This is a genomic window from Bacteroidia bacterium (genome assembly GCA_027493955.1).
In the GTDB taxonomy this organism is placed as follows: Bacteria; Bacteroidota; Ignavibacteria; order SZUA-365; family SZUA-365; genus JAOSJT01.
Genome location: JAOSJT010000001.1, coordinates 5,055,375 through 5,071,784, shown reverse-complemented (window position 1 = coordinate 5,071,784; position 16,410 = coordinate 5,055,375). Strand labels below are relative to the sequence as shown.

At 54.1% G+C, this 16,410-nt stretch carries 9 protein-coding genes; 6 read left to right on the top strand and 3 right to left on the bottom strand.

Annotated elements, in window-relative coordinates; translation table 11 throughout:
• Positions 1–300 precede the first annotated feature (300 nt).
• Complete coding sequence (locus tag M5R41_19135) at positions 301–867, bottom strand: hypothetical protein (GenBank protein MCZ7558508.1); 567 nt, start codon at positions 865–867, stop codon at positions 301–303.
• A gap of 811 nt (positions 868–1,678) precedes the next feature.
• Between M5R41_19135 and M5R41_19130 the strand changes: the two genes are divergently transcribed.
• Together M5R41_19130 and M5R41_19125 are read left to right on the top strand one after the other, a co-directional pair.
• Complete coding sequence (locus M5R41_19130) at positions 1,679–2,068, top strand: hypothetical protein (GenBank protein MCZ7558507.1); 390 nt, start codon at positions 1,679–1,681, stop codon at positions 2,066–2,068.
• 225 nt (positions 2,069–2,293) lie between these two features.
• Positions 2,294–2,503, top strand: coding sequence for a hypothetical protein (locus M5R41_19125; GenBank protein ID MCZ7558506.1), 210 nt, complete (start codon positions 2,294–2,296; stop codon positions 2,501–2,503).
• A 253-nt stretch (positions 2,504–2,756) separates the two neighbouring features.
• On the opposite strand, the gene M5R41_19120 is transcribed toward M5R41_19125, so the two are convergent.
• Together M5R41_19120 and M5R41_19115 are read right to left on the bottom strand one after the other, a co-directional pair.
• Positions 2,757–3,653, bottom strand: a complete 897-nt coding sequence (locus M5R41_19120; protein MCZ7558505.1) for a mechanosensitive ion channel — start codon at positions 3,651–3,653, stop codon at positions 2,757–2,759.
• A gap of 9 nt (positions 3,654–3,662) precedes the next feature.
• Entirely contained in the window at positions 3,663–5,429 is a 1,767-nt protein-coding gene (locus tag M5R41_19115) for an SLC13 family permease (GenBank protein MCZ7558504.1), read from the bottom strand.
• A 1,019-nt stretch (positions 5,430–6,448) separates the two neighbouring features.
• On the opposite strand from M5R41_19115, the gene M5R41_19110 reads away from it, so the two are divergent.
• From M5R41_19110 to M5R41_19095, 4 genes are read left to right on the top strand one after another with little or no spacing between them, the layout of a single operon-like run.
• Positions 6,449–9,784 (top strand): helicase-related protein, encoded by a 3,336-nt coding sequence (locus tag M5R41_19110; GenBank protein ID MCZ7558503.1) that lies wholly within the window; start codon positions 6,449–6,451, stop codon positions 9,782–9,784.
• A complete protein-coding gene (locus tag M5R41_19105; protein MCZ7558502.1) occupies positions 9,781–10,818 on the top strand; it encodes a PDDEXK nuclease domain-containing protein in 1,038 nt (345 codons plus the stop codon). The genes M5R41_19110 and M5R41_19105 overlap by 4 nt, the downstream gene beginning before the upstream one ends.
• Entirely contained in the window at positions 10,815–14,699 is a 3,885-nt protein-coding gene (locus M5R41_19100) for an Eco57I restriction-modification methylase domain-containing protein (protein MCZ7558501.1), read from the top strand. The genes M5R41_19105 and M5R41_19100 overlap by 4 nt, the downstream gene beginning before the upstream one ends.
• Complete coding sequence (locus M5R41_19095; GenBank protein MCZ7558500.1) at positions 14,696–16,366, top strand: ATP-binding protein; 1,671 nt, start codon at positions 14,696–14,698, stop codon at positions 16,364–16,366. The genes M5R41_19100 and M5R41_19095 overlap by 4 nt, the downstream gene beginning before the upstream one ends.
• The last annotated feature ends 44 nt before the right edge of the window (positions 16,367–16,410 follow it).

Genomic DNA, 16,410 nt, shown 5'->3' with positions numbered 1-16,410 from the left:
CTGAGCGAAATCGGAGGGTCGGGCGCGGGGAGAGATGGATTCTGCGACTCCGCTTCGCTCCGCGCAGAATGACCGTTCGTCTGTGACCTTGCGCGAAGTCGAAAGGCGCGTCCTGAGCGAAATCGGAGGGTCGGGCGCGGGGAGGGATGGTTTCTGCGACTCCGCTTCGCTCCTCGCAGAATGACCGTTCGTCTATCACCCTGCGTGTGGGCACCGGTCCGCCTGGGCTGACAGAACACTCTGAAAGAAATTTCAGGGCGCTTTTTTTCGCGGGTCAGAAGATGTGGTCGAGAGCAGTTTTCATCGGGGATTCGTGAACACGCGCAGTTCGTCGCTGTGCAGCGCTACGTCGCGGAGCTTCTCGATCACGCCGGTGTCGGTCATGAGATACAACGGATTGTTCTCACGGGCCTCTGGTTTTATTGCTGCGTCCACCAGAAGCCCGAATCCGAGTCCGGCGGCCGCCCCGAGGACGATTGGCGGCCCCGGTCCGAAATCCAGAGTCATGAAGCCACCCCCTCCGGATGGTTTCTCATAGGACAGCAGGCCGAGCAATCCGCCCGCAAGTAGGCCTGCCACTGCGGCGCCACCGCCACTGCCGGCAGAACCGCGACCAATCACGTAGCGGATATCACCGAGCGGAAGGACACGCACATTGCATATCCGTACGACGGCGTCCCGGTACAGGGATTTGTTCACCGCATCAACATAGAGTGCGGAGTCCGTCGCTAACAACAGAATCGCGTGCATCACGGTGTCGGACTGCAGGACGAAGGTCATCCGCTGTCCCTTCTGGGCCGACGCACTGTGTATTGCCAGAACGCTGCCGAGGGAGATGACAACAATGACAAGGAAACGGCTACTCATGACATGCTCCGGGACGGTGAAATGGTTCGACTTCTGCACAAATCTCGCGGAAATCCGGCGATGGGATGTCACCAAAATGTCAGTTGTTGTAAGCGACACACCGGTTTCGAACGGGCAGCGATACGCACCTGCATGCCGATATCTGTGATGCCGTTTCAGTTCTGACGCTGGGTGAGAAATATCGGAGTGCGCACGGAGTGGTTAGGCCTGTTGATTATCGCGAGAGCGAGGCTGGAGTTGTTGAGGGTCGAGGAACTCCCACTGAGACGGACTCTCCGCCGAGGTAGAAGAAGCACATAGTGCCGAAGCTTCAGCCCGAGAGTGACAGACGGCACGAAATCAACATTTCAGGCCATTTTTTGTGTTGAGCTTCGGGAGCAGAATTTGCTGCAACTCGCCAAATCGTGAACGAATGTGATGGAAGTGGGCAGAAAAACGGGTGGAAAATCATCACTCATGGGTGGCAGATCGAGTTGATCATCGACAACGTTCATAGCTACTCCACGGCAGGGATGCTGAGTGATGAAGGCGCTGGATATCAGTTGCCCACCCTAGCATGAAGCGACACCGGCGAGCCTCGCGTACTCACTGCTGCGCGGTGGCTCGTACAGGTTCCTTGACGGGAGCCACATTAGTCGAGGGGTTGAAATACGGTCAGATGAGAGCGTGAGTGCGAACTTCCTGTGCGGTGCTCACCAAGGTAAGAGAAACGGGCGTCGTATATCCGCTCAAACAACGCGGTTGTAAACAGGTGCAATATTTTATAGTATTGCGTGAAAATTCTTATCCAGGAATGGTTACTGGAGGTCACATGAATCGTTGCATGATGATTACGCTCGCCTCGATTTTCATCACTTTCGCTTGCGGCGAAGATCAAGCGCACAGTCCCGATGTTCCAAAACTAACTGGCACATTCAGTGTGTCACTCGGTATTGGAAGTTATTCCACCTCGATGATGGTCATCGTTGAGAACAGTGGTTCTTTGAACGGAACTTTTCAGCTGTTCGGTATCGGCGCAACAAGACCTATCGCTGGAACAGTTTCGACAAATGGCGCCATCGCGATTAACACGGTAAGTGGCGATGATATGTGGAGCTTTACTGGATATGCAAGTTCAGATAGAAGAAGTTTAACTGGGCTTTATCAACACAAAGAAGGAAATATTCTTAAACACGGAACTTTCACTGCAAAAAAGCAATAGGGATGACTGAATCGGCGGCAGCTCGCCGAGATCGTAAAACGTGTACCGAATTCCATCGTGTTTCTGATTTCCGCCCACAGCTTTCATCACATCACAACACAAATTCCCCATGAAATATGGCTTGCCATTCCGAGAGGCATCTGGCGTCCGCTGATCGGATATCCTCACCTGAACCTCACGTATGTTTGCGGTGCTGCGTTTTCCTTCGGCGTTGAGGAGCACAATGTGAATGGTGTGACCGTCCGTGTGTATAGTCCAGCCAAGACTGTCGCGGATTGCTTCAAGCACCGGAGTAAGGTCGGTCTTGATGTCGCCATCGAAGCACTTCGAGAGGTTTGGCGATCCCGCAAAGCCAGTGTCGACGAACTGATCAACGCCGCCGAGGTAAATCGGGTAGCCAGAATCAAGCGGCCCTACCTCGAGGCGACGGTATGATCAGCCCTCCTGCCTGAGGTGGATGCGCATCTGTCCATCTTGGGGCTGACGTCATTATGTGGTGTTTTTAGGGATCCCGGGCGTGCCTCGGGAGCGGTGCCTGAGCGGTTTTCCGCAGCCCCCGACGGATGTCGGCGGCCCCTGTGCGGTTTTCGGCGGTCCCGGAGCGAAGCCGAAGGGACGCGGAGAGAACGGCGGTTACCCCAGCCGTGGCGCAGCTGCCGGACACGGGGACCGGAGGCCTTCCTGTGCGTCAATCGTCTGCTGCTTCCTCTTGCCCTTCCCGGCCGCCGGGCATTTGCCTGATGTAGAGGTCGCGCTGCGGGAAGGGAATCTCGATACCATTGCGCTTGAACTGCTTCCAGATTTCGTAGTACAGAATACTTTTCAATACGCCGGGCCGGTCGGTGTACTCGCTCGTCCAAACGCGCAGATCGAAATTGATGGAGCTGTCGCCGTATTCCTTGAACAACACATCGGGCTTGGGTTCGCGCAATACGCCGTCGGTGGCGAGGGCGACGTCGAGCAGGATGCGGCGGATCTGCTCCGGATCTTCTTTGTATGCGACGCCAACGGGGAAACTGAATCGCACGTTGCGGCTGGTGTGACTCCAGTTGATCACCGTTCCGGAAATGAACTCGGAATTCGGGACGATGATGGAGATGTTGTCGTTCGTGATTATCGTGGTAGCGCGCATGGAGATATCCACCACGTTGCCGGCAATACCGGAGACCTCGATTCTGTCGCCGACCTTGATAGGACGCTCGAAAAGGATAATGAGTCCGCTGACGAAGTTGTTCGTGATGTTCTGCAAGCCGAAGCCGATACCTACACCCAGGGCGCCGAGCAGGATGGTAAGACTGCTGAGATTGATTCCGGCGGTTTGCAGTATGACGATGAAGCCGATGGTCAGCAGGGTGTAGCGAAGTATGGAGCCCACGGCCACGCGCGTCCCGAGCTCGATTCTGCTGTTCGCCAACAGCTTGTACACGATGACCTTGGTCAACTTGGAGGTAATCCAATACAGCAGTACGAGGAGAATGAGAAGGTAAACGATGGTCCATAACGTAAGCGTGACATTGCCGACGGTGAACAGCGGCACATTCAGCCATGTGCGGAGGGAATCAAATGCGCGTGTAAGGTCTTCCATGGGGCCTCCTTAAAACGGGAAGAGCAGTGGAATCAGCAATGTAGCCAATATCCAGAAAATCAGATTGAGAGGAGTGCCGACTTTCAGAAAATCCGCAAACCGGTACTGTCCGACGCCGTAAATCATGGTGTTGGTCTGATATCCGACAGGTGTGATAAAACTCGACGATGCGGCGAAGGTTACCGCAACGAGGAAAGGTCGTGGATTCACACCCATGCTCGCGGCGGCGGCGATGGCGATCGGCGCCAGCAGAACCGCGGTGGCGTTGTTGGACATGATGCCGGTGAGCAGCGAGGTGATGAAAAACAGCGCGGCAACGATGGCGACGGGGCCAAAATCGCCAAAAAGCGAAATCATGGTATCGGACAGCAGCAGCGCCGCTCCGGTTTTTTCGAGTGCTACACCGAGCGAGATGATTCCGCCGAGCAGGAAAATCACCTTCCAGTCCACCGCCTCATACGACTCCTCCAGCGTGATGCAACCGGTGGCGATGAGCAGCACCACACCCGCGATGGCCGAAACCATGATGGGTAAGACATTGAACGTGGCAGTTAAAATGATGCCGAGAATAATGATTAGCGCGGGAATGATTTTCCGCTTCCTGTAGGTCGGCAGCTCGATATCCGATACAATGACGAAATTGCTGTCCCGGCGGAGCGTATCGTAGTCTTCCTTGCGTACCTGAATCAGCAGCGCATCGCCGGATTTCAATCGCGTCTCGCTGAAGCCCTTTCTCAGCAGGGCGCCCCTGTGCCGAAGCGCGAGCGCATTTGCCTGAAACGTATTCCTGAAACGAACCCCTTTGATCGTCCTTCCTTCGAGCATGGAGTTCGGCGCAATGATCGCTTCGACCAGCAGGAGGTCTTCATCGTCGAAATCATCCTCGCGCAGGGTATGCTCCGCTTTCAGCACCACTCCCATCCTGTCTTTCAGCTCGCGTATCGTTGCGACATCGCAGCGTACTCTGAGCACATCCCCTGCCTCCAACATGATCGAAGGAAGAGGGCGCTTCAGACGGCGGCCATCACGGAGTACTTCGAGTACATCGATTTCCAGCTCCCTGATCAACGGCGAATCCGTAACATGATGCCCCACGGATTGCGCTGTCGGAAGCAGCACGACATCTATGAGATAGTCGTTCATGCTGTAGCGCTGAGTGAGGTCCTGATCGAGTTTCCGGTCCGGAATGAGTCTGATGCCAACCACGACCATATACACCATGCCGGCGACGAACAGAAGCGCACCGCCGATACTGAACTCGAACATACCGAAGGGTTCCAGTCCATGCTCCACCGCGATGGCGCTGACAAGAATATTGGTGGACGTCCCTATCAGCGTGCACAGCCCACCGAACATGGACGCAAACGACACGGGCATAAGAAGCCGGGACGCACTGATAGAGTTGTCCATCGACACGGTGAGCAGTATTGGTATGAACACCGCCACCACCGGCGTATTATTGATGAACGCGGAACTGACGCCGACCACGAGCATGGTCCCGATGATGCCGAGCCAGTAGCTCCGTTTAAAAATTCTCGACGTCAGCATACCGAGCGAATTGACCGCGCCTGTTTTCTGCAGCGCGGCGCTTACGATAAACATCGCCGCCACCGTCACCGTCGCCGTATTGCTGAAGCCCGACACCCCCTCTTCCGGCGTGATGATTCCGCTGAGCAACAGAATTCCCATCACGATGACCGCGGTCAGGTCGACGCGTATTTTCTCCGTGGCGAAGAGAATCACCGCGAGCAGAATCACTGCGAGAACGATAATCATGTCAAAAGTCATGAGCGATTTGGATCGATGTGGAGCAGTCGTGAAACACCGGCGGTTGCCTGGAGGATCAGGCGGTTCGCACCATAATTGCGGTAAAGATTCTGTGTATGGAATAAAGGAAGTAATGCACAAGGATGCAACTGAGGTTAAACGGTCGGAAGTGTTGATGGAGCGTCCCTATTTCAAGGACGGGTCCACGGTTTAATGCGCGTACCGCAGGAATTCCTGTACGGATTTCGCGGATAAGCGAGGAAACACACTGATTTTCGCTGACAGCGTTATTGAGGGCGTGACGCGAGACCGTACGGTATGGGGCTTCGCATAGCAACATCCGCAACGTGCCGGTCGTATTCCCGGGTTATACTATCACCGATTCCGGTTATTAGCGGCCAACACAGTGACTCCTGCTACAACGAAGATTGCGATGACCTATTGACTAGCCGCGATCGGTGAAAAATCAAAAAAAATTGATGATCGACCTGTCAGAGCATCCACCCTTAGCCATGAGTCGTGACACATGTGAGCAGAAATACTGACCGGTTACTCTTTTGCATTTGCTAAAATTGTCCTATTTTTTGAATACATCAGAATGAGAGTACGAATGCACCGGAATAGTATGCATCACCTCGGCGTCCACGCATTGAAGCCTGATATCCAAGGCATGGCAAACGACGCGGTATGTACTGAGAACAGGTGGTGACCTTTCGTTGAACACTGAAGGGGTGCCGGTATGTGTCGCCACTGCGTGCTTGTCATAGAGATCTTGTTAGTCCTGATTCGATAAATTGTACCCCCTTAGCCGAGGTAGTGATTGGGAAAACGAACATACAGCAGCGGTAAAGCGAATACAGCTTCCGCGAATCCTGGTTTCGAGGCCAGGCTCTGGCTTCATGTGCAGCGATTGCTTCGCTGGGCCTGCAACAGGGATGAAATTCTACTGTTTGGAATCAATCTCACCATTCTGACAACACTTTAGTCCCAACAGTACTCTGTCATCAGCATACTTTCGCCCCAATACTATGACCTCACCCAGCAATACTTCCGGTCTGCGCGACAATCACACGAGGGGGACGGTTGCCGACTTCCTGCGGGAAAAGTGCCATTCCGGCTCAAAGTTGTCCATCGTGTCGGCCTACTTTACCATCTATGCCTACGACGCGCTGAAGGAAGAACTTGATCGCATCGAACATCTCGACTTCCTCTTCGGTGAACCGTCGTTTGTGAACAGGCTTGATCCGAGTAAGACCGAGAAAAAAGCTTTTTTCATCGACGCCGAGGGATTGGAACTCTCTAACAAGCTTCAGCAAAAGCGTGTCGCCAGAGAGTGTGCCGATTGGATTGAGCGCAAGGTGGACATCAAAACCATCAAGCAATCCAGTCTCCTTCACGGGAAGATGTATCACGTGGACAACGCGAGGGTGGAACACGCCATTCTCGGCAGTTCCAACTTCACGGTGCGGGGTCTCGGCCTCGGCAATGCGGGCAACAATATCGAGCTGAACCTCATCGTGGACAGTGAGCGCGATCGGACGGAAATCAAGCGATGGTTCGAAGAGCTATGGGGAAATGAAGAACTGGTGAAGGACGTGAAGCAGGATGTTTTGAATTACCTCAGGCAACTGTACGAGAACAACTCGCCCGAATTTATTTACTACAAAACGCTGTACCACATTTTCGAAAAGTTCCTGGGCGATACAGGCAAAACCGATGCGGACCTGGGAAGGACCAGCCTTTTCGAGACGGAGATATGGAAGGCGCTGTACGGATTTCAGAAGGACGGTGCGAAAGGAGCGATCAACAAAATCCTCCTGCACAATGGCTGCATCATAGCCGACAGCGTCGGCTTGGGCAAGACCTACGAGGCGCTCGCCGTTATCAAATACTTCGAACTGAAGAACGAACGTGTGCTCGTTCTCTGCCCGAAAAAACTGCGTGACAACTGGACGGTGTACACCAGCAACAGCCTCCTCAATCCCTTCGACTCCGACCGTTTCCGCTATGACGTGCTTTCTCATACCGACCTGAGCCGTGAGACGGGTCACTCGGGCGACATCAATCTCGCGACGTTGAATTGGGGCAATTACGACCTCATCGTCATCGACGAATCGCATAACTTCCGGAACAACACGCCCGGGAAGAGAGACGAGGATGGGCACGTCATCCGCAAGAGCCGTTACCAGCGGTTGATGGATGACATCATCAAAGCGGGTATCCGCAGTAAAGTTCTTCTGCTTTCGGCTACGCCGGTCAATAACGATCTCAAGGATCTGCGCAACCAATTGTACTTCTTCACCGAAAACCGCGACGACGCTTTTGCAGAATCCATGGGCGTCGACAGTCTCAAGGAAACTCTCTCCAGCGCACAGAAGGTGTTCACGACCTGGGCAAAGAAGCACACGCATGAACGCAACACGCGCGAACTGCTGGAAAAGCTCAATGCCGCCTTTTTCAAACTCCTCGACGAACTCACCATAGCCCGCTCGCGGCAACACATTCTGAAGTACTACAAGGACGCCATCGCCCAGCTTGGCGGTTTCCCGAAGCGCGAAAAGCCGCTATCCATATACTCAGAAATCGATATTCGCGGGCGCTTCCACTCCTACGACAAACTCAACGACGAAATCGTCGGCTATACTCTTGCGCTCTTCAATCCGTCCCGTTTTGTACGGCCCGAGCATAAGGCCGAGTACGAAACGAAAGGCCCACTACCATTCACACAGGGTGAACGCGAGACCTTTCTCATTGGCATGATGAAGGTGAACTTCCTCAAGCGCCTTGAAAGCTCGGTGAAGTCCTTCGGGACCACGATGGAGCGGACTATAGCAAAGATCGAAGATCTGGAGAAGAAGATTAAAAACTACCTGGCTCTGCCCGGGCAGAATCCCGAATCCGAAGAACTGGAATTGGAACTCGACGATCCCGGTCGTGACGAGGAACTGGAAGCCGCCATGCATGTCGGCGGTAAATTGAAATTCCGCTTGAACCATCTCCTGCTCGAAGGCCCGGACGGCTGGCTCAAAGCCCTCGCACATGACAAGGATCAGCTTCTTACTCTTTACAATGCCGCGAAAGCCGTTACGCCCGAGAACGATGCCAAGCTCGCCGCTCTGAAAAAGCTCATCGCGGAAAAAATGACAAAGCCGAGCACGAATAAACTCGGCGAAGCAAATCGGAAAGTGCTCGTCTTCACCGCCTTCGCCGACACCGCCGCCTACCTCTATACGTCACTTCTTGACTGGGGCCGCAAGGAACTCGGCATTCACATGGCCCTGGTTTGCGGCGGCGGCGACACCCGTACCTCTTTTGGCGGAGCGGCATACGATCATATTCTCACCAACTTTTCACCACGAGCCAAGCAGCGCGCGAAAATTCCATCCATGCCGCAACAAGGCGAGATTGACCTGCTCATCGCCACGGACTGCATCAGCGAGGGACAAAACCTGCAGGACTGCGATTATCTCATCAACTACGACATACACTGGAATCCCGTCCGCATCATCCAGCGCTTTGGTCGTATCGACCGTATCGGCAGTGTCAACACGTCCGTCAGTCTCGTGAACTTCTGGCCGACTGAAGATCTCAATAAATACATCAACCTCAAAAACCGTGTCGAAGCCCGCATGGCCCTCGTGGACATTTCCGCCACTTTCGAGGACAATGTGCTCAGGAACGAGGAAATCGAAGAGATCATTTCCGGCGACCTCCGCTATCGCGACAAGCAGCTCCTCCGACTCAAGGAGGAGGTTCTCGACCTCGAAGACCTCGGCGACAGCGTTTCGCTCACCGAGTTCACGCTCGACGACTTCCGTCTCGATCTGCTGAAATACATCGAAGCCAACAAGACCGCCCTCGAGGACGCCCCCTTTGGTCTCTACACCTGCGTACCGCCGCATGCCGACTACAAGGTGATAGGCCCGGGTGTTATCTTCTGTTTTAGGCATGAGGGCAAACGCGATTCAGTCGGCGAAGCCAAGCCCGCGCCGAGCGAAGCCATCAACCCTCTCCATCCCTACTTCCTCGTGTATGTTCTGGACGATGGCAACGTGCGCTTCGGCTTTGCGCAACCAAAGCAGATTCTCGACATTTACCGCATCCTCTGTGCGGGCAAAGCGGATGTGTACGACCGGCTCTGCAACCTCTTTGACCAGGAGACCGCGCACGGCAGCGACATGAAGGCGTACGACACGCTTCTGCATAAGGCAGTCGCTTCGCTCGCCGCCACTTTCCGTAAGCGCGCCGCCTCCGGACTGCAATCCGGCCGAGGTTTCGTCCTGCCGGATGTCGGTCAGCAATTCCACGAAAGTACCGAGCTGGAGCTTGTGACCTGGCTCGTTATCAAGGAGGATGAGGCGTGAGCGACGAGGATCTCACCACCGATAGCGGCTACCAGCATTTGCTGCAAAAAATTTCCGAGGTGTACTCCACTGGTCAGATACGGGCGACACAGGCCGTTAATGTCCAAATTACCGAAACATACTGGCAGGTTGGCCGTGACATCGTGGAGTATGAACAGGGTGGCAGCACCCGCGCCGAATATGGCAAGCGGCTGGTAGCCAATCTTGCAAGAGACCTCACCTTGCGGCATGGCAAGGGTTTTAGCCGCAGCAACGTGATGATGATGAGGGCATTTTACCTGGCCTTCCCAAAAGTCCAGACGCTGTCTGGACAATTGAGCTGGTCGCACTATGTCGAACTGCTCTCGATTGCCGACGAACTGGAACGCAGCTTTTACGAGAAGCAAGCCATCGCCGAGAAGTGGAGTGTGAAAGAGCTGCAACGGCAGAAACGCACATTTCTCTTCCTCCGTCTAGCTGCAGGAAAAGACCGGGAAGGTATTCTTGCACTCTCTCGTGTGGGGCAAATCGTGATGCAGCCGGCGGAACTGGTCCGTGACCCCTACGTCTTTGAGTTCCTCAAAATTCCGGAATCCAGCCATCTCACCGAGACGGAGCTTGAAAGCCTCCTCTGCGATCAACTCCAGCCCTTCCTTCTGGAGCTGGGAAAAGGCTTCACCTTCGTCGGCAGGCAATACCGCATCACGCTCAACAACACTCACTTCCACGTCGATCTCGTTTTCTACCACCGCATTCTGCGCTGTTTTGTCCTCCTCGACCTGAAGATGGACAAGGTGGAGCACCACGACATCGGCCAAATGAACATGTATCTCGGCTACTTCGCAACGGAAGAGAACACCGAGGGCGACAACCCGCCCATTGGCATCATTCTCTCCAGACACAAAGACGAACTGCTTGTCGAGTACGCCACCTACAAGATGAACAGCCAGCTCTTCGTTCAGAAATACCAACTCTACCTGCCCGACCGCGAAGAACTACGCCGGGAACTGGAACGTACCCTTAAGCTTTCAGACGACAACGACGAGAAACCATGATAACAGCACTCGCCAATTTCCGGACACTCCCGCTCAAAGACGCTTCCCGCCAACTTCTCGACGAACTCGGCTACAGGAGCGACAAGTTCATTGCGGGCGCAGGCTCTTCGCCGCAAGACTTACTGGATCTCTTCGCAGGCGACGGCCACGCATTTGACCCGGTGAAGGCGCTCGTTACGGAGTGGCAGTCAGCCGACCTCATCTTCCAGCTCACCGACGAGGAGCTCAGCCGCGAATCCAGCCTCTTTACCGACGACTCCGTCAAGCGCGGCCTGCTCAAATCCTACGTCTTTATCGCAATCGAGCTGAAGGGCAGCGAGTATGCACGCGGCAAATTCTCTGCCATAGCCCGGCAGATCAATCGCCTCTTCCCCATGCCCGTCATGGTGCTGTTCAAACACGGCGAACGGCTCACTATCGCCGTGATCAACCGGCGGCGGAACAAGCTCGACGAAAGCAAAGACGTGCTCGAAAAGGCCACGCTGATTCGGGACATTTCCCTCGCGCAACCTCACCGCGGCCATCTCGACATACTCGCATCGCTGGCGCTGTCCGAGCTCCGGCACCCGAAGAAGCTGCCCATCGAGGACTTCGACACCCTGCATGCCGCGTGGGAGCAAATATTCAACATTGAGTTGCTCAACGAGCGCTTCTACCGCGAGCTGGCCAACTGGTATTTCTGGGCGCTGCCGCAGGTCGAGTTTCCGTCGGATCTGGAGCCCGACGATGAAAAACGCCGTGCCATGGGCCTTATTCGCCTGCTCACGCGCCTCATTTTTTGCTGGTTTCTCAAGGAAAAGGGCCTCATCCCAGAGAAGCTCTTCCATCCCGTCGATCTCGCAAAGCTGCTCAAGGGTTTCGATCCCGAGAGCGAAACCAGCTCCGTGTACTATCAGGCCATATTGCAGAATCTCTTTTTCGCCACGCTTAACCAGCGCATGGGCAAGGACAGCAAGGGCAATCCCTACCGCGTGTTCGCCACCGATGAGGGATTTCAGAAAAACAAGGCCACCTACGACGTCAACAACCTCTTCCGCTACGAGAAGTTGTTCGCCGTATCGCAGGAAGAAGCCCTCGCACATTTCGCAGACATTCCCTTTCTCAATGGCGGTCTCTTCGAATGCCTCGACCGCACCGAGGATGGCACGGACAAAAAACTCTATCTCGACGGCTTCTCGCGCAGGAAGGCGAAGCGCCCCCACATCCCCGACCGCCTCTTCTTCGATTCCGGAGAAACCGCCGACCTCTCCGACGTCTATGGCGATAAAAAGCGAAAATCCGAGAAGGTCACCGGCCTCATCACCATACTGAACCGCTATAAGTTCACCATCGTCGAGAATACGCCGATCGATCAGGAAATCGCGCTCGATCCCGAGCTGCTCGGCAAAGTGTTCGAAAACCTCCTCGCCTCCTACAACGAGGAGACCAAGACCACCGCGCGCAAGCAAACCGGCTCTTTTTACACCCCGCGTCCCATTGTGGAGTATATGGTGGACGAATCGCTCAAGGCCCACCTCACCCGCATACTCACGGAAAAGACCGGCATAAAGGAAGACGATGCCAAGGCCGGACTCGACCTGCTCTTTACCTACACGGAAAAAGCGCACCCGTTTTCGGATACCGAAGTCGCCACACTCATCACCGCCATCGACGAAGTGAAGGTCCTCGATCCCGCTTGCGGCTCAGGCGCCTTCCCCATGGGGGTCCTGCACAAGCTGGTGTACCTCCTCAGCAAGGTCGATCCGGAGAATGTGGCATGGGAGAGAATCCAACTCGCCAAGGCGCAAGAAATAACGGACACGGAAGAGCGGCGCAAGAAGCTTGCCGAGATCGTGAGCAACTTCGCCGAAAACAACGACGACTACGGCCGCAAGCTCTACCTTATCGAGAACTGTCTCTACGGCGTGGACATACAGCCCATCGCCATACAGATCACCAAGCTCCGCTTTTTCATCTCTCTCGTTTGCGACCAGCAGACCAACAACGACAAAGCAAAGAATCGCGGCATACGCCCATTGCCGAATCTGGAGACGAAGTTTGTGGCGGCGAATAGTCTCATTGGACTGCCCATTCCCGAGCCCGATCTCTTCGTCAATGCGCTGATTGAACCTATAGAAAAGGAAATTGAAGCTGCGTACCACAGCCATTTCGCCATACAGCGACGCGATCAGAAGTTGGCCCTCCAACAGAAAATCAAGACACTACGTCAGAAGCTCGCACATACACTCGTCAATGAAGTTGGTACAAAGCAGGATTCCGAGCTGCTAAAAAAAGCGCAGCAGGTAGCGGCATGGGATCCCTTTGATCCGCAAGCAAGCGCGGACTTTTTTGATCCGCATTGGATGTTTGGGCGTTCGCTTGCCAAAGGGTTCGATATTGTGATCGGTAATCCACCTTATATTTCCGTCGAGCGCTTCGCAGGCACCGCGATTCAAAAACTCTGGCAAGAGCGATTTAAAACCTACGCTGCACGCGGCGATGTTTACTGTTTTTTTTACGAGCGTGGCATCGAGATGCTACGAAATGATGGCACGCTCATCTATATCACCTCGAACAAGTGGATGCGTGCAGGCTACGGTAAAAACCTCCGCGAGTTATTTCTTAGAAAAGTAAGAATCAATGAAATCCTCGATTTTGGTGGAGTGCTAGTTTTCAACTCGGCGACGGTGGACACATGCACGCTCCGACTGTCACGCAGCACACCGCATTTGACCTTTCCTTCCAGCTACATGCGCTCGACATTCACCTTCGACCGGCCCTTGGCAGCGTTTGCCGAGGCCAACGCAAGCACCTTCAAGCTTCCGACCGACGGTTCACATTCTTGGGCGGTGCTTTCATACGCTCGGCAAAGCATTCGTGAACAAGTTAGTTCTCAGGGCATTAAACTTGGAGAATGGAATATTCAAATCTCACGCGGCATCATTACTGGCCTGAACGAAGCATTCTATCTTACCGCCGAACAAAGGGACATGCTTATTGGGGAGGACGCGGCATCGACCGACTTGATTGTCAAACTAATACGTGGTAGGGAAATCGATGCCTACAAGGTAGATTGGGAGAACACTTATCAGCTCATCATCAAGTTTGGTGCCCACATGTATTTGGAGGAGCGCTATCCAGCACTTTATCGCCATCTCTGCGCATTCGAGCCCCGATTACATGCGCGTGCGCAGTGCCAATATTCGCGTTCACGGAGCGCTTCAACTGAAGGCTCCTTCGCCGGTCAGCACCATTGGCTTGAACTCGATAATAACCCGACGGACGACTACCTAGATCTTTTCGGCGAACCCAAGATCATCTATCCAGAAATCACAAAATGGTTGGGGTTCTATTTTGACCGTGAAAATCACTACTTCCCAAACAATAAGGCTTTCATTATAAACAGTCGTGGCGACTCGCTCGAATACTTGACGGCCTTCTTCAATTCGACACTGTTCCGATGCAGCTTTATGGACGAGTTTCCCACACAAGGGGAGGATCGGCGTGAACTACGAAAGATATTCTTTGACAAGATCCCAGTGAAGAAACCCACTTCCGAAGAGGTGAACCTATTTGAACGATTAGTTCCGCTCATCCAGTCTGCTAAGGCACATGGCCAAGCCGTTGCAGCCGCCTTCCTCGAAGACCTCATCGACGCCTGCGTGATGGAGTGTTACTTCCGCGAGCACATGACGGAGCGAGACTTGCTCTTCCACGACACTGTGGTCCCGCACCTCGCCGCCTATGATCCCAGCGCAAGCGAAGTGCAGCAGCGCGAGTTCCTCGACCGCCTGCACCGCACGCTCAACGCTCCCAGCCACCCCGTGCGCAACCGCCTCCTACGCCTCACTGCCGACAGCCCGGACCTCCTCGCCATCATCAAACAGGAGGGCCGCGTATGAAATGCCGACTTCACAAGATAGAGATCACCAATTTCAAAGCCTTCCGCGAGTTTACCCTTAATCTTGAGGGTCGCCACCTCCTCGTTTACGGCGAAAACGGATCCGGAAAATCCTCCCTTTATTGGGCGCTCTACACCTTCCTCCAAAGCGCTCGAAAGCCGAAGAACTCCATCGCCAAATACTTCGAACCCGCTGGACCAGAGAACCTCCTCAACCTTCACGAGCAGGCGGATGCGGCACCCAAGCTTGGAGAAATCGCACTGACTCTTCGCGATGTCGCCACGAAGAACGACACCACCTACCGCATCAGCCAGGTAGACCACGGAACCTTCAAGCAGCCATTGATTGAGAAGGGCGATCTTGCAAGTGATTTCATCACCTACCGCTTTTTTTTCGGCTTTTCCCACTTCCGCAACTCCGAGAAGTTCAACCTCTGGCCTATCTTCGAGAAGGAAATCCTACCGTTTTGCGTGAGCACTAGTGGCGTTGTCCCACAGGACATGTGGTTTCGGATTCGCAAAGGCGATCCAAATCCAACCGGAAGTCGGGGTTTAGGCGGCACCTATTCCTACGACGAGTTCAGACATAACACGGATGTCTTTGCGAGGACGCTCTCCAGCATCGTTGATTCCATAAGTAACGAAGCTCAGAACTTCTACAACAAACACTTTGCTGCCGGTGATGTCGCTCCCATTATCCTTAAGCTCAAAGTCACCGTCCCACCATCATTCATTGGAACGAGCCAGAAGAATAGACAGTTTCAGATTCCAGTCATTGAGTTAGGGATACAGATTGGTGGGAGAATCGTAAATCGTCCTCAGGTGTTTCTGAACGAGGCAAAGCTCACTCAACTCGCCCTTTCAGTCCGCTTCGCTGCATCACTAGTCAATCTACACGACTCCGATTTCAAGCTTCTCGTGCTAGACGATTTGTTAGTCAGCCTTGACATGAGCAACCGAATGAAGGTAGTCGAAATCCTTCTGACTGATGCGGCCTTAGCTGATTACCAAAAGATCATTCTCACTCACGATCTAGGTTTTTTCCGTGAATTTCACCGTACGATTGGTCAATGTCACCCGGATTGGAGCTTCATCAGTTTGGTGGGTAACCCAGCAGCCAACATCACCTGCAAGGAGGAGAAAACCGGTCTAAAAAAAGCCGAAGAGTACCTGCACGGCCACAACCTCGATGAAGCCGCCGTCTGCCTCCGCAAAGCCGCTGAGGACATGGCCAAACGCTACCGCGAATGGGCCGAACAGAAAAAACTCCCTCCAGGCGAGTTTTTCACGCTCACGGAAAACCTTCGCGCCGCAAAAAAGAAGCTGCAGGAAAAAATACCAACTCAACTCTACGACCGCGTGCTCAATATCACACCCCCGACGCACCGGGAGCACCTCATCCCCGCAGGCGATGACGATGTGGACGTTCTACCCGGCCTCGACATCGCCGACCGAGGTAAGCTCAAGAATTCCCGCAAGCACCTTCGTTCTCTTCTCAAGGACGAAAACTGGAAGGTGATGGAAAACATCAAACTTATTGACGAAGTCCTCAAGACCACCGAACGCGTCCTGAACCCCAGCGCCCACGGTGGTGATACTCCGCTCTACGAACATGAGGTCCAAAAAGCCCTCGACCTCATTGCCAAGCTCGAGAAGTGCCTTGCATGACACCCGCCCTCACAAATATTTCGAAATCGTTGTGCAGTATTGCT